At 37.4% G+C, this 23,434-nt stretch carries 20 protein-coding genes; 19 read left to right on the top strand and 1 reads right to left on the bottom strand.

Going from position 1 to position 23,434, the window contains the following annotated elements:
* Positions 1-251 precede the first annotated feature (251 nt).
* Complete coding sequence (locus JZO83_RS04550; RefSeq protein WP_206858113.1) at positions 252-821, top strand: TetR/AcrR family transcriptional regulator; 570 nt, start codon at positions 252-254, stop codon at positions 819-821.
* Positions 822-933: 112 nt separating this feature from the next.
* On the opposite strand, the gene JZO83_RS04545 is transcribed toward JZO83_RS04550, so the two are convergent.
* Positions 934-1,377: a flavodoxin gene (locus JZO83_RS04545; RefSeq protein ID WP_206858114.1), complete on the bottom strand. Its 444-nt coding sequence runs from the start codon at positions 1,375-1,377 to the stop codon at positions 934-936.
* Between the two features lie 162 nt (positions 1,378-1,539).
* Between JZO83_RS04545 and map the strand changes: the two genes are divergently transcribed.
* The 18 genes from map (at position 1,540) to JZO83_RS04455 (ending at position 23,429) form a co-directional block, all read left to right on the top strand.
* Entirely contained in the window at positions 1,540-2,304 is a 765-nt protein-coding gene (gene map, locus JZO83_RS04540) for a type I methionyl aminopeptidase (protein ID WP_206858129.1), read from the top strand.
* Positions 2,305-2,987: 683 nt separating this feature from the next.
* Positions 2,988-3,911, top strand: coding sequence for a YihY/virulence factor BrkB family protein (locus JZO83_RS04535; RefSeq protein WP_206858130.1), 924 nt, complete (start codon positions 2,988-2,990; stop codon positions 3,909-3,911).
* A gap of 77 nt (positions 3,912-3,988) precedes the next feature.
* Positions 3,989-5,119 (top strand): MraY family glycosyltransferase, encoded by a 1,131-nt coding sequence (locus tag JZO83_RS04530; RefSeq protein ID WP_206858133.1) that lies wholly within the window; start codon positions 3,989-3,991, stop codon positions 5,117-5,119.
* Positions 5,119-5,919, top strand: a complete 801-nt coding sequence (locus JZO83_RS04525) for a glycosyltransferase (protein WP_206858141.1) — start codon at positions 5,119-5,121, stop codon at positions 5,917-5,919. Before JZO83_RS04530 ends, JZO83_RS04525 begins: the two co-directional genes overlap by 1 nt.
* Positions 5,919-6,746, top strand: coding sequence for a glycosyltransferase (locus tag JZO83_RS04520; protein WP_206858144.1), 828 nt, complete (start codon positions 5,919-5,921; stop codon positions 6,744-6,746). Before JZO83_RS04525 ends, JZO83_RS04520 begins: the two co-directional genes overlap by 1 nt.
* 4 nt (positions 6,747-6,750) lie before the next feature.
* Positions 6,751-7,461, top strand: coding sequence for a glycosyltransferase family 2 protein (locus JZO83_RS04515; protein WP_206858328.1), 711 nt, complete (start codon positions 6,751-6,753; stop codon positions 7,459-7,461).
* A gap of 97 nt (positions 7,462-7,558) precedes the next feature.
* Positions 7,559-8,425, top strand: a complete 867-nt coding sequence (gene rfbA, locus JZO83_RS04510; RefSeq protein ID WP_206858151.1) for a glucose-1-phosphate thymidylyltransferase RfbA — start codon at positions 7,559-7,561, stop codon at positions 8,423-8,425.
* 13 nt (positions 8,426-8,438) lie between these two features.
* Positions 8,439-9,011: a dTDP-4-dehydrorhamnose 3,5-epimerase gene (rfbC, locus tag JZO83_RS04505; protein ID WP_206858158.1), complete on the top strand. Its 573-nt coding sequence runs from the start codon at positions 8,439-8,441 to the stop codon at positions 9,009-9,011.
* Positions 9,012-9,034: 23 nt separating this feature from the next.
* Positions 9,035-10,063 (top strand): dTDP-glucose 4,6-dehydratase, encoded by a 1,029-nt coding sequence (gene rfbB, locus JZO83_RS04500; protein ID WP_206858160.1) that lies wholly within the window; start codon positions 9,035-9,037, stop codon positions 10,061-10,063.
* Between the two features lie 383 nt (positions 10,064-10,446).
* A complete protein-coding gene (rfbD, locus tag JZO83_RS04495; RefSeq protein ID WP_206858162.1) occupies positions 10,447-11,298 on the top strand; it encodes a dTDP-4-dehydrorhamnose reductase in 852 nt (283 codons plus the stop codon).
* 46 nt (positions 11,299-11,344) lie between these two features.
* Entirely contained in the window at positions 11,345-13,375 is a 2,031-nt protein-coding gene (locus tag JZO83_RS04490; protein ID WP_206858164.1) for a hypothetical protein, read from the top strand.
* A gap of 119 nt (positions 13,376-13,494) precedes the next feature.
* Positions 13,495-14,724: an EpaQ family protein gene (locus JZO83_RS04485; protein ID WP_206858171.1), complete on the top strand. Its 1,230-nt coding sequence runs from the start codon at positions 13,495-13,497 to the stop codon at positions 14,722-14,724.
* A 261-nt stretch (positions 14,725-14,985) separates the two neighbouring features.
* Positions 14,986-15,792 carry an ABC transporter permease gene (locus JZO83_RS04480; RefSeq protein WP_206858173.1) on the top strand — a complete coding sequence of 269 codons (807 nt, stop codon included), beginning with the start codon at positions 14,986-14,988 and terminating at the stop codon, positions 15,790-15,792.
* Positions 15,793-15,803: 11 nt separating this feature from the next.
* Positions 15,804-17,024 (top strand): ABC transporter ATP-binding protein, encoded by a 1,221-nt coding sequence (locus tag JZO83_RS04475; RefSeq protein WP_206858174.1) that lies wholly within the window; start codon positions 15,804-15,806, stop codon positions 17,022-17,024.
* Positions 17,014-18,600, top strand: a complete 1,587-nt coding sequence (locus tag JZO83_RS04470; RefSeq protein ID WP_206858176.1) for a methyltransferase domain-containing protein — start codon at positions 17,014-17,016, stop codon at positions 18,598-18,600. The genes JZO83_RS04475 and JZO83_RS04470 overlap by 11 nt, the downstream gene beginning before the upstream one ends.
* Positions 18,601-18,631: 31 nt before the next feature.
* Positions 18,632-20,770, top strand: a complete 2,139-nt coding sequence (locus JZO83_RS04465) for a glycosyltransferase family 2 protein (protein WP_207115091.1) — start codon at positions 18,632-18,634, stop codon at positions 20,768-20,770.
* A 209-nt stretch (positions 20,771-20,979) separates the two neighbouring features.
* Entirely contained in the window at positions 20,980-22,371 is a 1,392-nt protein-coding gene (locus JZO83_RS04460) for a sugar transferase (RefSeq protein WP_206858180.1), read from the top strand.
* Between the two features lie 17 nt (positions 22,372-22,388).
* Complete coding sequence (locus tag JZO83_RS04455; RefSeq protein ID WP_206858181.1) at positions 22,389-23,429, top strand: glycosyltransferase family A protein; 1,041 nt, start codon at positions 22,389-22,391, stop codon at positions 23,427-23,429.
* Positions 23,430-23,434 lie beyond the last annotated feature (5 nt).

Here is a 23,434-nt window from a genome sequence, read left to right as displayed (position 1 = left end):
CTCCTCATCGTATTTTTGGTAATTACTCATTATATAATAACATTTAATTAGAAGTGAAACAAATAAACATCTGATAAAATAATCATTTGTTTTTAATTAGAAAACAAAAAAATGCGTTAATATCCGTCAATAAAGGCAGAAAAATTTGCAAAAAAATAAAAAAACAAGTTTTGCTTATTAGAAAAAAATGGTACAATAGTACTAATCAATGGTGGAAGCGTTATAAAAAATTTCAAGGAGATTAGAAAATTATGGCAAGAAAAAAAACAATAACGAAAGAGCAGATTTTGGCCGCCGCCTATGAAGTTGCAGCCAATGAAGGATTTTCAAAATTCACTGCGAGAAACATTGCAAATAAAATGAACTGCTCTACACAACCAATCTATTTAGAGTTTAAAAATATGGATGATTTGAAACATGCGTTGTTTGAGCAAATCTACGATTATCTAAAATACGAAGTCTTTCCTGTAGAACATACCGGCAACACGATTGTCGATCTAGCGCTGAATTACATCCATTTCGCAAATCGTGAAAAGAAATTATATAGCTCCCTTTACTTGGAAGAGTATGGTGGCGGAAGAGAGATGCAAAATTTCTCCTATAATTACTTTATGGACGTAGTGAAAGAAGATCCAAAGTACATGGACTTGCCAAATGATAAACTAGTTTCGCTTCTCAACGGGACTTGGATCATTGCAACAGGTATCGCAGCCTTGATGTCATCGAATATCATCCATCCGACTGATATACAGATCGAAAAGATGATCCAAGATAGTATCAATGCCATTCTAAGCTTAAAAGATCCGATTGAAGTAGACTGATTCGTTTATTTGAAAATTGATCGACCCCATTTGATAGTAATGCCTTGATTTACAAAACGTAATGCTTCTAAACAAAAAGAAGGATGTGGTAAACACATCCTTCTTTTTGTGATTAAGATAACTTGGATACAAGAGATTTCGCGAATGCTTCAAGATTTTCAATGTCTTCTTCTTCCGCATTTAAATCAACTTTGACACTTTCAGCACCCTTGACAGCACCAGTTTTTGCAAAGGCAGCATCAAAATCGTCAACTGACTTACAAAACTCATCATAGAAAGTATCTCCAGAACCACAAACCCCATAGATTTTTCCAGGTAGTTCAAGTTCTTGTAAATCTTCATAGAAGTCAACGATTTCGTCAGGTAGATCACCGTCATCGTATGTATAAGTAGCAACTACACAGATATCTGCCTCTTGGAAATCTTCCGCATCTACTTGTGTACATTCATTGATTTCGACATCGATATCCATATTTTCTAGAGCCTCTGCAACAATATCAGCGATTTCTTCCGTGTTACCAGTCATACTTGCATAAACGATTTTTGCTAAAGCCATAAGGCGCCTCCTAAATTTTAATGAATAGCATTTCAACAATTATCAATTATACCAAAAGTTTGAGAAAAAGGAAGCAAGATTTGTAAGCGTACTAAGGTGTTTGGCTAAATACTTACTACTATGTTAAAATAAAAAGGATTTGTAAAAAGGAGACGAGAATAGATGATAACATTAAAATCAGCACGTGAGATCGAAGCAATGGCAGAATCTGGTGCATTATTAGCAGATGTACATAAAAATCTGCGAGATTTCATTAAACCAGGAATTACTAGCTGGGATATCGAAGTATTTGTACGTAACTATATTGAGAGTCATGGCGGAATCGCTGCACAAATTGGATTTGAAGGATATGAATATGCGACATGTATCAGCATCAACGATGAGATCTGTCATGGATTTCCTCGAAAAAAACCACTTAAAAGCGGTGATTTAGTAAAGGTAGATATGTGTATTGACTTAAAAGGCGGAATCTCTGATTCTTGTTGGGCATATGTAGTTGGTGAATCAACCCCTGAGATCGATCGCTTGATGGAAGTAACTAAAAAAGCGCTATACATCGGTATCGAACAGGCACAAGTCGGTAATCGCATCGGTGATATCGGACACGCGATCCAAACATATGTAGAAGGGGAAAACCTTGGCATCGTTCGCGATTTCATTGGTCACGGTGTCGGACCAACGATCCATGAAGAACCTGCTGTTCCACATTATGGTCAACCAGGCAAAGGATTACGATTAAAAGAGGGCATGGTCATCACGATCGAACCAATGGTTAATACCGGAACGTGGAAAATGAAAATGGACCCAAATGGCTGGACTGCATATACTAGAGATGGTGGATTATCATGTCAATATGAACACACATTGGCCATCACCAAAGACGGTCCAAGAATTTTAACTTCTCAAGGTGAAGAAGGAACTTACTGATTCGTTCCCAAAATCATCAGTTGAAAAACTGTTTGAGTAACTAGAGAATGTTTTCGGTGACCAAATTTTTCAAGAGATAAATAAAGTAGTTCAAATACTGACGCCTACAATATTAAAGTAGAGATTGAACGATAGATAAAACAATCGATTCGATTCCTATTTGAAGTTTAGAATTGGAGGTGTCTTTATTAGATAAACGGTGTTCAAGAAGCAACACTTCAATAATAAGCCAAAAAAAATCAAAAATGAAAAAGCCATTTTCGATTTTTCTGTCTTATTACTCAGTGCTGAGCGCTTCTTTTACAACCTTGATAAACGGTGTTCGAAAAGCTGACCTTCAACATTAAGCTGAAAAATCAAAAAATATGAGAAGCTATTTTCTGATTTTCCATCTTACTGCTCAGGTCAAAGCGCTTTTCTCACAACCTAGATAAATGGTGTTCGAAAGCCAGCTCCTTCAATATTAAGTCAAAAATTGAAAAAATATGAGGAGCTATTTTCTCAATTTCTGCCTTAATACTCGGAGCTGAACGGCTTTCTCACAACCTATGATAAACGGTGTTCAAGAAGCAACACTTCAATAATAAGTCAAAAAAATCAAAAATGAAAAAGCCATTTTCGATTTTTCTGCCTTATTACTCAGTGCTGAGCGCTTCTTTCACAACCTTGAACAGGAGATTACTATGAATATTTTGGACAAAATAAAACAACATAAGAATTTAATGCGTTTTATTGAGACGACGCAAAAGAGGATCGTTGATTCGGAAATGGGGACGACTTCAGTAGTTGTTGCTTATTATTTACTATTATCTTTGTTTCCATTGATCATTGCGTTTGGAAATATTCTGCCGTATCTTCAAATCGATCAAGAAACTGTATTGACTTATATTCGCCAAGTGATTCCTGAAACAATCTATCAGTTTATCGGTCCTGCGGTGAAAAATTTGTTGACGCAAAGTTCTGGTAGTTTGTTGTCAGTTTCGGCAATTGCGGCATTATGGTCAGCAAGCCAGAGTATCAATGCATTACAGATTGCAATGAATAAAGCTTACGGAGTAGAAAATAGGAAAAATTTTATCATTGTCCGTTTCTTTTCTTTAGTGGTCATCTTGTTATTTATGATTGCCATTAGTGGCGTCACATTAGTTCTTGGATTAGGACAAATGATTTTAGAGGCGATACAACCGATATTTAAAATACCTGTTAATTTTATTGACCAATTCCAAACATTGAAATGGCCGATTACTTTGGTCGCTTTGTTCGTGATCATGTTTTTGATTTATTTGATCGTCCCAAATGCGCAATTGAAATTTAAAGCAGTGATTCCAGGGGCTGTCTTTGCAACAACTGGCTGGATGTTACTATCGCAAGTTTTTGGGATCTATGCTCGTTATTTCGCTACGCGTGTTAGCGGTTATCAAATCATCGGAAGTTTTATCGTTTTGATGCTTTGGTTAAATTTTGCTGCCACGATCATTATTCTTGGCGGAATCATCAATGCTGTTGTGCAAGAGTACATAACAGGAAATGAAATAAAAGAACGTAAAAATGTTACGTCAAAATGGTTTAATAAACTAAAAAATAAATTTTCTCATAAAAAAAAATAGAAACACGAGTTCTTATTGTAAAATAGCGACAGTGTTTTATAATTATTATTGACTCTTTAAATAAAGTAGGTGCCCATATGCTGGTTTCTTTTAGTATGGTAATAAGGATTTTTTTGACAATTTTATTGTCTTTGATATTGACCCCCATCTTCAAAATCATTTCAGTACAAACTGGGATGGTCGATAAACCGAATGAACGACGAATAAACAAAGTGCCGATGCCTTCAGCTGGTGGTTTACCTATCTTTGTTACTTTCGTGATATCTAGTTTATTTTTGTTCAAAGATATTATCCCTAAATTTTATATTCTTCCGATTTTATTAGCGGCATCGGTTATCGTTTTGACTGGTTTGCTTGATGATAAATACGAATTATCACCAAAACAAAAAAGTATTGGGATTTTGTTAGCGGCATTGATCGTCTATTTCATTGCGGATATCAGGATCGATTCTTTTACGTTGCCGTTCATCGGTTATGTCCAATTAGGTTGGCTTAGTTTTCCGGTCACCGTGTTTTGGATTTTTGGTATCACCAATGCAGTCAACTTGATTGATGGTTTAGATGGCTTAGCGGCAGGAATATCATTGATTGGCTTAATGACCATTGGCATTATTGGCTACTTTTTTTTACACGCATCAACAGTATATATACCTATTGTTATTTTTTGTTTAGTCGCGAGTATCATAGGATTTTTCCCTTACAATTTTTACCCAGCTAAAATTTATTTAGGGGATACTGGGGCACTTTTCTTAGGTTTTATGATGGCTGTATTATCACTGCAAGGATTGAAGAATGTTACGTTTGTTTCATCTATTTCTTTGTTGATCATCATGGGCGTGCCTGTAACTGATACTTTTTTTGCAATCATTCGTAGGAAAGCGAACCGTGTGTCGTTTTCTACGGCAGATAAGAAGCATTTGCATCACCGATTGCTCGCTTTAGGATTTACCCATAAAGGGGCTGTTTTGACGATTTACTCCATTGCTTTGATGTTCTCGTTCACTGCGATGATCATGAATTATACAGGAAGCTTTGGTACGATCGCCTTGTTCTTAGTGATGTTATTTGCTGCTATTTTATTATTTGAATTGATCGGATTGATCAATGAAAAATACCAGTTTATTCTAAAAACGTTACGCTTTTTAGGAAATAAAGAATATCGTACACAAGTGATGCAGAAATACTTTAAGAAATGGAAAAGACCTTAATGGAGAACAATAAAAATAAGCCGATTTTAATCAGCATTGTCACAGCAAATAGTAAAAAAATATTTCAGACATTGGATACGATCATTGCAACGATCGGTGAACAACCGGCAGTTGAATTTCAAATTTTTGATAATAACTCGTCACCTGAGTATCAAGCTCGTTTACGCGAGTATTTAAAATATCCGTTCATGAATATTTATTTCAATAACGAAAATCGCGGCTTTGGCTATGGGCATAATCATACATTACTTCAAAGCTCTGCACGATATGCGGTGATTTTCAATCCCGATATCTTAGTGGATGAACAGACGGTGATCGATCTTGTTGCACGATTAGAAGCACACCCTGAATGTGCGATGTTGGCGCCTAAAATCTTGAATGAAGATGGGACGACCCAATACTTAGTTAGACAGCGTTTAGCGTTATTTGATTATATCTTGCGCTTTATCCCTTTTGATTTTGTTAAAAAAATGTTTGATCGTCGATTGACTCGTTTTGAATGCCGTGATTTACCGGACGATCATGATTCTTATGTTCGAATGATTTCTGGTAGTTTTATGGTAGTAGATGTTGCAAAATTCCAATCAGTCAACGGCTTCGATAACCGTTACTTTATGTATTTTGAAGATAATGATCTTTGCTTGAGTTTTGAAAAAGCGAATGAAAAAATACTTTATACACCTCTTTCCACCGTCGTCCATTTGTATGGAAAAGGAGCACATCGGAATTTTAAGCTTTTTCGCATCTTTTTAAGTTCAATGATGAAATTCTTCCATAAGTGGGGGTGGACTTTTTTCTAATGTCACCTGAAGTAGCAGTAGTGATCGTTTTGTATCACCAAAAAATCGACCAATCTCCTTCTTATGATTGTCTACAAACAGCTGTACAAGCTGGAAAAATTGAACTAATTATTTTCGATAATAGCCCAGTGGCGCATGATGATTTACTTTATTCTGAAAAAAATGTCCAGTATCACCATGATCCATCGAATCCAGGTCTTGCTGTTGCCTATAATTATGCTATTGACCATGTTTCTGATGAAGTGCAGACATTGGTGACGTTGGATCAGGATACAGAGATCGATGCAACTTATTTTGAAACTGTTGCACAAATTTCTTGGAATAAGGAACAAGTCGCTGCTGTTCCTATGGTGTTTTCTGGGCCAAGACAGATTTCGCCAGTTTGGGCTGACCAATACATCAATCGTCATTTCGAAGTGATCGAAGAACCTGTGACGACACCTCGGCGAATCATGGCGATCAATTCAGGTGCTGTTTTTTCTCTCACTTTTTTAAGAGAGATCAATGGCTATAACACAGAATTTCCGCTCGACTTTTTAGATCATTGGCTCTTTTGGCAAATCAAGCAATTGAACAAGCAAATAGTCGTTCTAAATACTAGAATGAACCATGATCTCTCAGTATTAGATTATAAAAAAGTGAACGTAACACGCTATCAGTCGATTTTGACTGCTGAATCAAGATTTTATCAGAAATATGATCAACAGCACTTGGCTCAACATCGAAAGCAGTTAGTATTAAGGATGGCCAAGCAATTTTTGACTGTCAAGAATCGTCAAATTTGGCGAATGACTTTACGTTCGTTTGTTGAGAATTGGAAGGTGTGAAATGATGCGATCGGTTTGTATAGCAACTTTTAATGGTAGTGCGTATTTAAAAGAACAGTTAGATAGTATCTTAAAACAACTTTCTCCAGAGGATGAAGTGATTATCTCAGATGATGGCTCAGTTGATGATACTTGGTTGATTTTAACGGAATATGCAAATAATGACCCGCGTATCAAACTTTTTGAAGGACCTAAACAAGGGTTGATCAAAAATTTTGGCTTTGCGATCGAACAGGCTCAAGGAGAGCTGATTTTTTTAGCAGATCAAGATGACGTCTGGTTAGATGGAAAAGTAGAGAAAATCACACGATCTTTTCATTTACATCCTGATCAATTAGTAGTTGTTTCAGATCTAGTGATCGTAGATAGCGAATTGAATGAGATCCATCCATCTTACTTTACTTTTAGAAAATCAAAAGAAGGTTGGTTGATCAACTTGATCCGTAGTAATTACATTGGTGCCGGTATGGCATTTCGTTCTTCATTAAAAGAAACGATTTTACCGATACCTGATAATGTACCGATGCATGATATGTGGATCGGGTTGCTTGCTGGTAGCCATACTTCTTTTATTCGAGAACCTTTGACTCTTTATCGGAGACATGATTTCAATGCAAGTGAAATTGAAACGAAGAGTAGCTGGCGACAGAAAATCGCATGGCGATTGCATTTGATCCAAGCACTCGTTCAGCGAAAATGGAGAAAACATCGCTAAAAGATATTGTTAAATTCGCAAGAAATCCATGACAATTAGTTGGATTGATGAGATAATAACAAAAGTAAAAATCAAAAATAAAGGGGCGCTTATATTCATGAAAGGAATCATCCTTGCGGGAGGAAGCGGAACACGCTTGTATCCTTTAACAAAGGCAACATCGAAACAGTTGATGCCAGTATACGATAAACCAATGATCTATTACCCAATGTCTATCTTGATGTTGGCAGGTATTAAGGAGATATTGATTATTTCAACCCCTCAAGATACCCCACGCTTTAAAGAATTATTTGGGGATGGGCATGATTTAGGTATCCATCTTGAATATGCTGTTCAAGAAAGTCCAGATGGATTAGCCCAAGCCTTCATCATTGGGGAAGAATTTATTGGTGATGATAGTGTTTGTCTTGTTTTAGGAGATAATATCTATTATGGTGGTGGACTATCAAAAATGCTGCAACGTGCTGCCTCAAAAGAGAGTGGAGCGACTGTTTTCGGTTATCATGTCAATGATCCCGAACGTTTTGGTGTAGTCGAATTTGATGAAAATATGCAAGCTCTTTCCATTGAAGAAAAGCCAGAAGAGCCAAAATCAAACTATGCGGTTACTGGACTTTATTTTTATGATAACGATGTGATTTCAATTGCAAAAGAAATCAAACCATCTGAACGTGGTGAACTTGAGATCACAGATGTCAACAAAGCTTATTTAGAAAGAGGCAAGCTTTCTGTAGAAATCATGGGACGTGGCTTTGCCTGGTTAGATACAGGTACACACGAATCCTTACTTGAGGCTTCTACATTTATTGAAACGATCGAAAAACGTCAAAACTTGAAAGTTGCCTGTTTAGAAGAGGTTGCTTATCGAATGGGCTACATCGACAAGGAGCAACTAGCAGTTTTGGCAGAACCACTGAAAAAAAATCAATATGGTCAATACTTATTAAGATTGGCTGCTGAATAAGGAGTTTTTAGTGATGAAAGTGACGGATACTAAATTAACAGATGTTAAAATCATTGAAATGGACGTTTTTGGCGACCATCGAGGTTTCTTTACAGAGAGCTATTCAAAAGCAAAATTTGCAGAACATGGCTTAGATTTTGATTTTGTTCAAGATAATCATTCTTTATCAGCTGAAGCAGGTGTGATTCGCGGCTTACATTTTCAAAAAGGAGCATCGGCTCAAACGAAATTGATCCGTGTCACTTCAGGTGCAGTCTTAGATGTGATCGTCGATATTCGTAAAGGTAGTCCAACCTATGGACAGTGGGAAAGCTACATCCTATCTGAGCACAACCATCGTCAATTACTTGTGCCTAAAGGATATGCCCACGGTTTTGTGACGTTGACACCAAACGTGAACTTCCTTTATAAATGTGACAATTATTATGATGCAGCAGCAGACGGTGGCATCGCATTTGACGATCCGGACTTAGCAATCGATTGGCCGATCGATCTTTCAAAAGCAATCATGTCTGAAAAAGATCATAATCATCCTACGCTGAAAGAATTTGAAGCAGAAAACCCATTTGTTTATGGTGAAATCTAACATTTGATGAGGAGAAATATTAAATGAAAAATATCATTGTTACTGGTGGAGCAGGCTTCATTGGATCAAATTTTGTTCATTATGTTGTAAAAAACCACCCGGAAGTACATGTGACAGTTTTAGATAAACTAACTTACGCAGGAAACAAAGAAAATCTAGCTGGGTTACCAGCTGACCGTGTGGAACTAGTGGTCGGAGATATCGCTGATGCGGAAGTAGTTGATCGATTAGTTGAAAAGGCAGACGCAGTCGTTCATTATGCGGCTGAGTCACACAACGATAATTCGTTGAAAGATCCGTTCCCATTTGTACACACAAATATCATTGGAACGTATACGTTGCTTGAAGCTTGCCGAAAATATGATGTTCGTTATCATCATGTTTCTACGGACGAAGTTTACGGTGATCTACCATTACGTGAAGACTTACCAGGTCATGGTGAGGGCGAAGGTGAGAAGTTTACTGCGGAAACACCTTACAATCCTTCAAGCCCATATTCTTCAACAAAAGCTGGTTCTGATCTATTAGTGAAAGCATGGGTCCGTTCATTTGGCTTAAAAGCGACGATCTCTAATTGTTCAAACAATTACGGGCCTTATCAACACATTGAAAAGTTCATTCCACGTCAAATCACAAATATTTTGAGTGGTATTCGTCCTAAGTTGTACGGAGAAGGGAAAAATGTTCGTGATTGGATCCATACGAACGACCACTCATCTGCCGTATGGTTGATTTTAACCAAAGGAAATATTGGCGAAACGTATTTGATCGGTGCTGACGGTGAGGAAGATAACAAAACTGTGATGGAAATGATCTTAGAGTTGATGGGGCAACCAATGGATGCTTATGAACATGTAAAAGATCGTGCTGGTCATGATTTGCGTTATGCAATCGATTCAACAAAGCTTCGTCAAGAACTTGGCTGGCAACCAGAATTCACTAATTTCCGTGATGGTTTAGCAGAAACGATCAAATGGTATGAAGAAAACCAAGAATGGTGGAAAAAAGAAAAAGAAGCAGTTGAAGCAGCTTACGCTAAAAATGGACAATAAGAGGAGAGCATTCATACTCCCTCGGACGTGCTGCGTTGATTAGAGCGGATGATCTTCTCTGATCAGATGTTTTTCTTGCTTGAATGGCTAGCTAGAGAAACTCAACCTCTTTTAAATAGTCGTTGAAGGGGCACTGCGTTTAATGGACGCTGCCCCTTTTTCCATGCAAAAGATTTTTAAGTACGCTTGGTGGATGCTCATCCTCTCGAAAAGCGAGAACCGATATGGTAGAATAAGTTTGGTTCTGAACACATAACAAACATCTATGTCTTCGAACAAACAGATATATATGAACCAAGCATGTACAAAAAGAAAACAAGATAACTACTCACACTTTTTTACAAAGAACACGTTAAAAATAATATTCAAGGAGCGATAGCGTAATGTTTTTATTAACAGGTGGAAATGGTCAACTTGGTACAGAGTTACGACATTTATTAGATGAAAAAGGGTTATCTTATGTTTCAACAGATGCCCAAGAATTAGATATCACAGATGCAGATAAAACAATGGCTTATATCACAGACTTAAAACCAGAGGTCATCTTCCATTGTGCAGCTTATACAGCCGTCGACAAAGCAGAAGACGAAGGCAAAGAATTAGATGAAAAAATCAATGTGGACGGCACGAGAAATGTGGCGCTGGCAGCAAAAGCAGTAAATGCTAAATTGATTTACATCAGTACGGATTATGTTTTTGATGGTAAAAAAGAAAATGAAGAATACCAAGTGGATGATGCAACGAATCCATTGAATGAATATGGACGTACAAAATTATTAGGTGAACAAGCAGTTCAAGAACTTTTAGAAGATTATTATATTATTCGTACTTCATGGGTGTTTGGCGTATATGGTCATAACTTTGTTTACACGATGCAACGTTTGGCACAAACGCATGATCGCTTAACTGTGGTCAACGACCAATTTGGCCGTCCAACATGGACGCGCACATTAGCTGAATTCATGGTCTATGTGATCGAACAACAAGTGCCATATGGCGTATATCATCTTTCAAATGAGAATAGTTGTTCATGGTATGAATTCGCAAAAGAGATCTTAAAAGACGAAGCAGTAGAAGTAGCCCCTGTGACTTCGGCAGAATATCCACAAAAAGCGACACGTCCACAATATTCCGTGATGAGCTTGAAAAAAACAGAAGATCTTGGTTTTGAGATCCCAACGTGGCAAGAAGCACTTGAACAAATGTTACAAGCTTCTGAAAAATTGAACAAATAAGGTTTTTCCTTAGAAAAAAGAAACAACAAAGAAATTGGAGAATTTTATGGAAAAACAAACAAGAAGCGCAAGGCGAGATAAGTCACGGCAAGATAAGTCAAGGCAAGTAGAGAAGGAACAGACGCATCCATTTTTGGATATATTCTTGAAACTACGTTATCTGATCGGGTTACTAGTAATCGTGATTGTTGTAACCTTCAACTTGAACGGCAGTTCGATCGGTAGTTGGGATACTTACGTATCGCAAAGAGATGATGGAAAAGAGACGGACGTGATATTTGGTCAAAACCGTGAAGTACGTTCGGATGAATGGTTAGTACAAACGCCTTTTTATCTCTCTCAAGCAGAAACAGGCTATCCGGTCATAAACGAAGACTATTCTTTGAATGGACAAAATATGATCATTGCCTACAATTCACCGGTAAAAGATATTACTGTGATAGGTAAACCATTCAACTGGGGCTTCTTCTTTTTAGGAAGAGATCGAGGGTTATCTTTTTATTGGGCAATGAAATTGGTCGTTATGGTCTTGTTAGGATTTGAACTGCTGATGATCCTAACAAAAAGAAACAAGCCACTTTCATTGATCGGTGCTTTTGCTTTGACATTCGCACCCGCTGTTCAATGGTGGTTCATGCAACACGTTGGCGATTTGATCTTCTTTACGATTGGACTGATGGTCGCCTTTTATCATTACTTTTATCAACATGAAAAAAAATGGCTGCGTGCATTGATGATGTTGCTGGTGGTCATATTCGGTATCGGCTTTATCCTAGTGATCTATCCGGCCCATCAGGTCATGTTAGCCTATTTGTTAGTTTTTTATTTTATCGGGTTATTGATCTATTACCGCAAAAAAATAAAATGGGATTGGTTTGACGCTGTCTTGATCACTGCAGCGCTATTGTTTATTGGCGTTGTCATGTGGCATTTTTGGTCAATCTCAAAAGATGCATTGATGGCCGCTTTGAATACGTTGTATCCAGGAAATCGAGTGAGTACGGGTGGGAAATTCAAATTTAGTGAGTTTTTCTATTTCTTAACAAACTGGAAAATCTCCTTTGAGGATATCAGCTTCTCAAATAATTCAGAAGTGGCACTCTTTTACCATTTCTTCCCGACTGTCTTGTTGGCAAGTCCATTCGTATTGTTTGGGAAAAAAGACGGAGATCGAAAAATCATCGGTCGCATCTTGATGATCTTTTGTCTCTTCACCATTTTTTGGATCACTGTCGGCTTATCTAGAACGATGGCTCAATTGACCTTGTTATCATTTGTGCCGCCTTTCCGAGCGATTTTGACGTTCAGTTTTGCTGCTTGTCTATTATCGATTTGGTTCATTGCTTATATTTGGAAGCATGATGTCATCCCTACATGGTATAAATTTGTCTTATTGATTGCGAATGCTGGTATTTATTACTATGCATTACAAGGTTCTAAGATGGAAGGATACTTTTCTGAGATCGAACTGATCAGTGTGATTGCGCTGGGAACCCTTCTTTTAGCATTTGCACTGTTTCGACAACGCGTGCTTTTCTATCTTTCATTTAGCGCGTTGATCATTGCTTCTGGTTTCTTTGTGAATCCAGTTGTCCAAGGAACGGGTGCAATCTTTGAAAAAACATTGGCGAAGGAGATCCAAAGAATCGATCAACAAGATCCTGGTCAATTATGGTTAACAGAAGATGAACTGTATAATTTCACGCCGACGCTAGGAGTGAAGTCATTCAATACGGTACGTTTCTATCCAGATAAAGCCGCTTGGCAATTGATTGATCCAGAAGGCGAATATGAGAGATTCTACAACCGGTACGCTCATACGAGAGCCTTTATTGCCAAAGAAGATACAGCCTTTAAACTCGATCGTCCAGACATGTTCTCAGTGACACTGAATTTTGATGATGCTGAAAAATTAGGTATCAAATACGTTGTAACGAAACGTCCTTTAGATGACTATAACCAACGTAATGAAGCACAGTTTACTAAATTATATGGACCAGACGACGATGGACACATGATTTTTGAAGTAGCATACCCAAATTACGCTACTTGGCAAACACAAACAACAGGTCAATAAAAAAACTTGTTGATTGAATAAGATGTGTGCGATTAAGCTGATTGTTGGATCAGTGATAAACCATTTTTGGTGGCATTGATCCAACGATCCTTTTTTAAAAAAACTTCTTAGAAGAGGAGGTGGAAACCATTCAAACATTTGTAGAAAAATTCATAAATAAAATGAGTACTGGGATCTTGTTACTTATGCTTATCGCCCTTTTTTCTGTCTGGACGATCGGTATAGGGACACCAGCTACTTTATTTTTATATGAACATAGCGCACAGTTTGTAACATTTGGCGTATTTGTTTTAACTGGCTTGAATATCTATAAAGCAAGAGGATTTGACTTTTTTTATTTAGGAGCAGCAGTCGTAATATTTTGCTTTTATACGTATTTTAGTGAGGTACGAGAAGGTTCTTTGGCTGGCAATCTTTTGATCCCAATACTTATTCTATTTGGATTGTCTGTAAAGTGGATCGAATTCGACAAAGTAGATCGCGCAATCTATTTGCTTGTATTCTCATTTTTCTTAGCTGTGACAGTCTATCGAGTTTTCACAGAGATCCAAGTTCCTGAAGGACAAAGTATCTGGAATCAAGATAATAAATTATCAGATATATGGATCAATACGAATACGATCGGTAGCACATTGATGATGCTTGGACTATTGATCAGCGGTTTCGCTAGTTCATTTGAACGTTGGTATATTCGGATTCTTAGCATACCAGCGATTATCGCTGCATTTCTAGGTATCTGGGTCTGTCAATCACGCTCTGCCTTGATTGCCATTATCCTTTTTGTACTACTAGATATCTGGCCTAAGAAATTCTTTAAATTTATTCGGGCACCTTTTATCGGCTATTTAGCCATTTTTAGTTTAGCACTACCGATTTCCTATTTAGCAGCAACTTCTGAAGATGTCAATCTTTTCACCGGAAGAGAAGAAATTTGGCTGAAATTCTACCAAACGATTTCTGAGAGGTTCGAGCAATTGATGGTTGGGATGAAACCTTTTCTTTTTTACCGTGGTGAACAAGTTCTAGGAAATCATAACAGCTATAACTCGATTCTGAACTTATACGGATTGATAGGTATAGCGATTACCGGTATCTTGTTACTTGTGTTTATTGGTAGACTGACCTTAAAGGCTAATTTGTCAAATGGACAACTGACTTTCTTATGGGCTTTCATGGCAATCATGATCCAGTCGTTCATGGAAGATACATTGACTTCTTTCCCTTGGGTTCCTATCGGCTATCTATTGTTAGCCATGGCAAGTCATCGTTACGACAAACCTAAAGAAGAGCAAATAAAAATACACGATGAAAATCAGTTTGCAACCTCGAGAGTTGCTCGTTATCACTAAACACTTGAACGAGATGAAGGGATTCAACCTAGAGATCAAGTTTCATTCAATCAATAAAATAAACGTGGGTCAGCCATTTTTTTGGCAGATCCACGTTTTTTGCTTCATTGCAATTAAGTATCATCTTTTGTAAAATAGTAACGTTGACAAAAAGTTTGCTTAATAGAAAATTAAGAAACGACGAATATCGCAGTCCTCGGCTTAAAATGTGGTAAAATGGCTGTTGACTGTAATTAACTGAAACTGCTTGGAGGAACACAAATGTTTAAAGATTTGTTTTTATTTATGAAGGATATCTATCAAAATCGAAAGCTATTACTTCAATTCTCGCTAAACGATTTTAAATCACGTTATGCGGGTTCATTTTTAGGAATTCTATGGGCGTTCATCAATCCCGTCTTTACGGTTCTTATTTATTGGTTAGTCTTTGGTTTCGGGTTAAGAGCGGCAATGACAGATGGCAAGTATCCGTTCATCGTTTATCTGATCACTGGGATGGTGCCATGGTTCTTTTTCTCAGATGCTTTTACCTCTACGACATTGGTTTTCCGAGAATATACGTATTTAGTAAAAAAGGTAGTATTCAATATCCGTATTCTACCAACAACTAAAATCCTTTCGAATTTGTATACACATTTATTCTTTATCTTGATTGGATTAGTCGTAGCGATGGGGCATGGTATTTTTCCAACAGTCATGTCTTTCCAATTGATCTATTATCTATTTTGTATGGTGGCCTTTTTGACCGGTCTAACGTGGTTGACTGCATCTATCCAACCGTTTTTACCTGATATCATGCAATTTATCACGATTTTATTACAGCTGATTATGTGGACATTACCGATTCTTTGGAGTACTAGTCAATTTAATCCAGCAATCATAAAAATCTTGAAGTTGAACCCATTGTATTATATTGTCCAAGGTTACCGTGAATCTTTCCTAAGTGAAGCTTGGTTCTGGGAACATGGCACGTATACATTATATTTTTGGGTAGTGACATTGATTATGTTCGTAATCGGTTCATTAGTGTTCCGTAGATTGAAACCACATTTTTCAGATGTGCTGTAAGGAGTATAGTTATGACAGAATATGCAATTAAATTAAACAACATCACTAAATCATACAATATGTATGCGAAACCGAGTGATCGTTTTAGAGAAGCATTGAATCCGTTCAAGAAATCATACCATGATGTTTTCTACGCATTGAAAGATATTAATGTAGAGATCAAAAAAGGTGAAATGATCGGTTTTGTCGGTGAAAATGGATCCGGTAAGTCCACGATGCTCAAAATCATTACAGGCGTGCTGACGCCAACTAGTGGCACGATGGAGATTGAAGGGAAGATTTCTGCTTTACTTGAATTAGGTTCAGGCTTCAATCCCGAATATTCAGGATATGAAAATATTTATTTGAATGGGATGGTCCTTGGCTTTTCTCGTGAAGAAGTCGATGCGATGGTTGATGATATCATTGAGTTCGCTGATATCGGGGATCATGTCTACCAGCCAGTTAAAACTTACTCAAGTGGGATGTTCGTCCGTTTGGCTTTTGCGGTTGCGATCAATGTCAATCCAGATATTTTGATCGTCGATGAGGCACTTGCAGTCGGAGACTTGGAGTTCCAATTGAAATGTATGGAAAAATTTACAGAAATCAAAAATTCTGGGAAAACGATTTTATTTGTTTCTCATGATATCAGCTCGATCCGTCGTTTCTGCGATCGTTCTTACTGGTTAAAAAATGGAGAAGTCGTCGAATATGGCGATACGATGGACGTGACGACCAATTACGAAAACTTCTTGAAGAAAAAATCAGTCAAAACCGTTGATCGGAATAAAAATCAAGTGGAGCGTTTTGCTGCACCAGATATCGTGGATGTATTAAGTGCTGAGTTATTAGACAAAAACAAGCAACCAATCGATATGTTAGAACAAGGGGAAGATCTGTATGTCAAAGTCACTTATGACGTGAAAGACGATACGATCAAGAAACCTGTTCTAGGGATCGCCTTGCGAACGGTTGATAATTTCTATGTCTGTGGATTGAATACTTTATTGGACGATATCACGATCCCTTGGGAAAAAGGGAAAAATGTCTTTTATCTCAAATACAATAAGTTAGGGCTGCTTGCCGGCGAATACTATTTCGATGTGGCTGTTTTTGAAGAAAATGCGACCGTTCCTTTAGTTTATAAAACCAAATATATGAACTTATTTGTGACGGGTTCTTATATTGGTGAAGGAATCGTGGTCTTGGATCACCATTGGAAAGAAGGAGATCAAAACAATGAAGTATGATTTCGAGATGGACTTAGATGAACAAAGTAGCGTAGGCAAGATTGTCGGCCAAATCAAACCGGGAAGCAAAGTCTTGGAATTCGGTCCAGGCAATGGCCGCATGACGAAACATTTGATTGGTGCTAAAAACTGTGAAGTAAGCATCGTTGAATTAGACAAAGAACTATTTGATTATGTGAATGAAATCGCCCAAGATGGTTTTTATGGCGATATTGAAAGTTTTGAATGGGCAAAATATTATGATGGTCAAACATTTGATTATATTTTATTTGCTGATGTATTGGAACATTTAGTTGATCCTTTAAAAACTTTGAAAAAGGTCAGAGAATTTCTAAATGAAGATGGCGAGATTTTGATTACGTTTCCTAATCTCGTGCATAACTCTGTATTGATCCATCTCTTTAATAATGAGTTGCCATGGGCTTCGTTTGGGTTACTTGATGAAACACATAATTCATTTTATACCCACGAAGGCTTTCAAAAAGTATTTGAAAAAGCTGATTTGCATATCAACATCGAAGACTATTTGTATCTAGCGGTGGGAGATACTGAATTGAAGTCAGCCTATACGGACTTACCAAAAGCAGTTCGTTATGACTTCAAAATGCGCCCATTTGGCGAAGTGTATCAGTATTTCTTTTCATTGAAAAAACAACCGAATGTGGAAGCTAAGATCAACATGCCACAAAATTCAAATTACGTTAAAATGATGGAAATCACCAAAAAGAATACACAAGAAGAAACGTTACAGATCCCGTTCAATAATCATACGGGAGAAAACCAAATATTGACTTTTCCATTGACAGAGGAGCCTACAAGTTTTGTTTTTCAATTTGAAAAGCAACCAAGTTACCTAGAATTCAGTGTTGAAATAGATGGAGAAAAGCTTGACTTCATTGCATCGAATGCAATCATCAAAACAACCACAGATTGCTATATCTTTGACGGATCAGATGTACCCAAATTTGAATTGACCGGTATTAGTGGAGAGTCTATCAAAATCTCTTGTCACTATCGGTTTATCGGTGAGCTACCAGAAACGATGGCTGAAGTACTTACTGTGATCAAACCAATGGCTGATGTTCAAAAAGAACTGTCTGCGAAAAACGAGGCACTCACAAAAGAAAATGAACATTTACAAGCGGAGAATAAAGAGTTAACGAATGTCTTACAGATCATGACTGAACGATATTCTGAGTTATTGCAAGCTAACAATTGGGCGATCAAGCCTAAAGGACGTTTGGTGAAACCAAAAGAAACTGCGAAAAAAGTCCAAGCGAAAGACCTTTCTCTTTGTATCGACGAAAAAAGTTGGGATCCAGAAACAAAATTACTCAAAATCATTGGATGGGGAATTTCAAATGCAGAACGCAAACCTTTATCTTATAAGCTGTCTGTCGATCAATCACCATTCTTCGAGGTTCAGCAAATCGAGCGTATCGAAGTAAATGAAGCCGAAAACCTTCCTCCCCACACAAAAGCTGGTTTTGAGATCCAGATAGCGTGTGAACAAGAAAAATCATTTTTGATTGAATTGATTGCAGAAAATGGGCAGTCTTGGCTAGTTGAAATGTAAATAACTTATTAGGTAAAGGAGTACTAAACCAGTGCAAAAAAAAGAAATTGCTGTATTTATCGATAAGATCACTCGGGAGCGGGCAACTGGCGATTTATTGATCGTTGGTTGGGCAATCGATGAAGTATCAAAAGAAATTCCGACGATCCAAGTCGAAAAGGAAGACGTCATAGCGGAAAATACGCCAGTCGTGCGTTTGGACATCAATCATCTCTATAATCTAGATGTGAAAACTCAAAGCGGGTTCAACCTTCGATTATCTGGAAAGCTAAAGGGGAAAGCAATTTTAGATTTTCGAACAAAAGATCATCAAAATGGGATCTCCGTCAAGTTGAATGGGCGCTATCCTTATGATGATGGTATTGAATCAAGTTTAGAGATGAAAAAACGTTTATTGAAAAAAGGGTTGAATTATGCACGGACATACGGGTTTAAAAAAGCGATCCGTCGTGCAAAAATGGAATTGAAACCAGGTTCGATCGATTACGCACAATGGATTGCAAAGCACGAACAAATCGATTTAGAAGAGCAAAAGGCAAAAGCGCAGGCATTTGGGTATCGTCCATTGATTTCTGTCGTCATGCCGGTTTATAACGTTGAAATCAAATGGTTAGAAAAATGTATCGATTCAGTGCTTGCTCAAACGTATGATCACTGGGAGTTGTGTATCAGTGATGATGCTTCAACTGATCCTAAAATCCATAAGTGCTTAGAACGTTATCAGCAAAAAGACTCACGGATCAAAGTCGTTTTTCGTGAAGAAAACGGACATATCAGTTTAGCAACAAACTCCGCACTTGAGATCGCAGAAGGAGAATTCATGGCATTACTTGATAATGACGATGAACTTCCTGTAAATGCGTTGTTTGAAGTAGTCAATGTGTTGAACGATCATCCAGAACTTGATTTGATCTATAGTGATGAAGATAAGATTGATGCCGATGGCAATCGTTTTGATCCTCACTTTAAGGCAGATTGGTCACCAAATACCTTAATGGGAAATAACTATATTTCTCACTTAGGTGTTTATCGATTAAGTATCGTCAAAGAATTAGGAGGCTTCCGTAAAGGCTATGAAGGGTCTCAAGATTATGACCTAGTTCTTCGTTTTACAGAAAAGATCCCAGCAGATCATATTTATCATATCGATCGTGTACTTTATCATTGGCGAACGATTCCAGGATCAACAGCAAGTAGTGGTGAAGCGAAAAGCTATATCTATGATTCTGGCGTGAAAGCTTTAACAGATGCGTTAGCTCGCAGAAATATCAAAGGTCAAGTGCGTCCAGGGCGAATTTCAGGATTCTATGAGATCACATACGATGTCTTAGAAGAGGATCTAGTCAGTGTCATCATCCCAACCAAAAACGGGTATGATGATTTGAAAATGTGTATTGATTCAATCATTGAAAAAACGACCTATCCAAACTACGAGATCATCGTAGCGGATAATGGTAGTACTGATCCTAATATGCAAAATCTTTTTGACTCATACAGGGAACAGTTAAAAGAACGGTTTATCGTCGAACTGATCGATATCCCATTCAACTATTCTCGTATCAATAATCTGGCTGCAGAAAAAGCCAGCGGAAAGTATTACTTATTCTTGAACAATGACACGGAAGTAATCGCACCTAATTGGATGACAACGATGGTTTCTTATGCTCAGTTTGATTCAATCGGCTGTGTGGGTGCAAAACTTTACTACCCAGATGATACGACGCAACATGCAGGCGTATTAGTTGGGATCGGTGGAGTTGCTGGACATGCACTGAACAATTACGAGCGCACACATTGTGGTTATTTTGGACGCCTAGTGATCGATGTTGATTATTTAGCAGTAACAGCAGCTTGTATGATGGTGAAAGCAGAAGATTTCCTTGCAGTAGATGGCTTTGACGAAACATTACAAGTAGCATTCAATGATGTTGACTTATGTCTGAAAATCTATGAATTGGGTCGAAATAATGTATACGCCCATCAAGTCGAGCTATATCACTTTGAGTCGAAATCTCGCGGGTATGAAGATACACCAGAAAAGCAAAAGCGCTTTGCTGGTGAGATCAAAAAAATGCAAGATAAATGGCCAAAATATATCGCACACGATCCTTTCTATAATGATAATTTGACAAAACAAGGAATCGGCGATTTTTCATTACGACCAAATTGATGCTTGTATCCTATACCTTCAGCAAATCTTGACCATGTGTCAAGCTTTGCTGAAGGTATATTTTTATCGATGCAGTTTTGGCTCGGACATATTGCTGAATCTACCATCAGTTACTTTGAAATTAGGTTACAATTTGGTTATCCACTATGTTTTTAAAGAGGGCTATGGTAAGATGATAGAGGTATTATTTTGTGGTTAGGAGTGTATACATGAATAAAAATGGAGAATGGAATGCTGCCCGTCGGATATTTATTATCATGATGGATGTCTTGGTATACAATGCAGCAGTGTATATAAGTTTCTTATTGAAATTTCAAGGAGAAATCCCAATGCGGAATTTTGAGACCTTTCAACATTCTGCAATATTTATTTCCATTATTTTTATCGCGTTGAATATTTTGTTAGGGGCGTATGTCTTTTATAATCGAATGATCAGTGACATTATATTTGTGACCGTGATCGGACAAGTATTGATATCATTCGGTGTAATGATCGTGACATTTGCTGGTCGCTGGTTTGCTTTTCCACGGGCAGTCATCTTGCTATCCTTTGTAGTAGGGACGATATTACTGAGTCTGTATCGCATTTTGATCTACAAATTATATTTACGAGTAAGTAGAGATAAAAAAGTAGTGATCGTAGGCCTTGAAAAAGATGTCGCTCCAGCGATCCAAAACTTTCAATCTAAAAAGAACAACAAACATAAAGTCGAAGCTGTGGTCATCGATAATTATTATGAGAATATCAAAAAGATGATCGATGAGATCGATATCGTGTATCTATCTTCCCATATCGAAGAAAATGAAAAAATCAAGATTTATCAATTGATCACAAAAAAAGAAAAGAAACTATTCTTGAATACGACGTTTGAGAATCTAACGATGATCAACCCGAACATCATGAACTTTGAAGATGAAAGCATCATTGAAGCTTCAGGATTTAGGATCCAACCTGAATATGAATTATTCAAACGCTTATTCGACATCGTCGTTTCGCTTATTTTATTGATCCTTGCATCACCATTTATGTTGCTCACAGCAGTCCTAGTCAAAGTGACTTCGCCAGGACCAGTGATCTATAAACAAGTCCGTATCACTAAGAACCAAAAAGAATTTTCTATTTACAAATTCCGCTCGATGGCAGCGACAGCAGAAGCTAAATCTGGACCTGTCTTAGCTAAAAGCAACGACGCACGGGTGACACCTGTAGGTAAATTTATTCGTGCTGTGCGTTTTGATGAATTGCCACAGATTTTCAATGTTTTAAAAGGGGATATGTCTATCGTGGGACCACGTCCAGAAAGACCTTTTTTCGTGGATCAATTCAATGCAGAAAATCCTTATTACTATTTGAGACATAATGTCCGAGCAGGTATTACCGGATATGCGCAAGTGTATGGTAAATATGTTTCCGACTACAATAGCAAATTGCGTTTCGATTTGTTATATATCAAAAAATATTCATTGATGATGGATTTAAAGATCCTATTGCAAACGATCAAGATCCTTTTTGATAAAATGTCTTCTCAAGGATTAGAAGAAGATGAAAATGCTAACTCATTAGCGGAAATCGATTTTCCAAAAGAACGAATTTATCAGTGAAGTGGGAGGCACATAAAATGATAGAACCAAAATTTAGCATTATTGTGCCGGTCTATAATGCGCAATCCACGATAAAGAAAACGATTGAAACATTACAAACGTTGGACTACGATGATTACGAAGTGATCATCGTCAATGATGGCTCAACCGATGAAACTGAAACAATGATTCTGACATTGACTGAAGAAAATCCGATCTTTCAGTTGATCACCACGGAGAATAATGGCCCTGGTATTGCGAGAAATATTGGAATCGAACAAGCAAAAGGAACGTATATTTTATTATTTGACGCAGATGATGAACCGAGCCGCTCGATTTTAAAAAATTACGATCAGTTACTGACTGATCATCCAGAAGCAGATTTGATCGTCAGCTCGTTTCTTTTTCGAACGATGGATAATGAAAAAGTCGTATCCGAAAAAGTGAATCAAGTATCCGAAGCCATTTACCGAAACCATGAAACATTTATTAAAGACATGTATCATTTGATGAATCAGCAACTCATGTATGTTGTATGGAACAAATGCTATCGCAGAGATATTGTAATGGGACAAAATATTCGATTTAAAAATTATCGTAGCTGTGAGGATCGTATTTTTAATTTGGACTACTATCGACATTGTCAATATGTGGTCATGAATCCAACCGTTGCATATACCTATGAGTTTGTTGGAGGGCAAGGCATTACTAATAAGTATTACCCTAATAAATTCCAAACCTTCAAAGAATTTTATCTGTTAGCAAACACCGTCACAAATTCGATAAACAAACCCGGAATGGCTGCACTTTTATTAAAAGGAACTACCTCAGTGATTTTTTCCATTTACGGAAATTCTGATCAAACTTCTAAAGAAAAGACTAGTGAAGCCAAAAGGGTTTTGGCAGATCCAGTGATCGTAGAAGCTAAAAATATCGCACTGACAGATTCTACAGCCAAAAAAGTCACAAAACTTCTGTACAACTTACCTGCGCCGATATTTTTATCCGCTGTTCGTTTAGGTAGTTTTGTAGAGGAAAGAATGCCAGGATTGATGGCTTTCTTAAAACGATCGTATTAAAAAGC

Source organism: Enterococcus sp. DIV1298c, assembly GCF_017316315.1.
GTDB classification, from domain to species: domain Bacteria; phylum Bacillota; class Bacilli; order Lactobacillales; family Enterococcaceae; genus Enterococcus_B; species Enterococcus_B mangumiae.
Note: the sequence above shows the minus strand (reverse complement) of the source record. Positions and strands in the feature narration are given on the sequence as shown.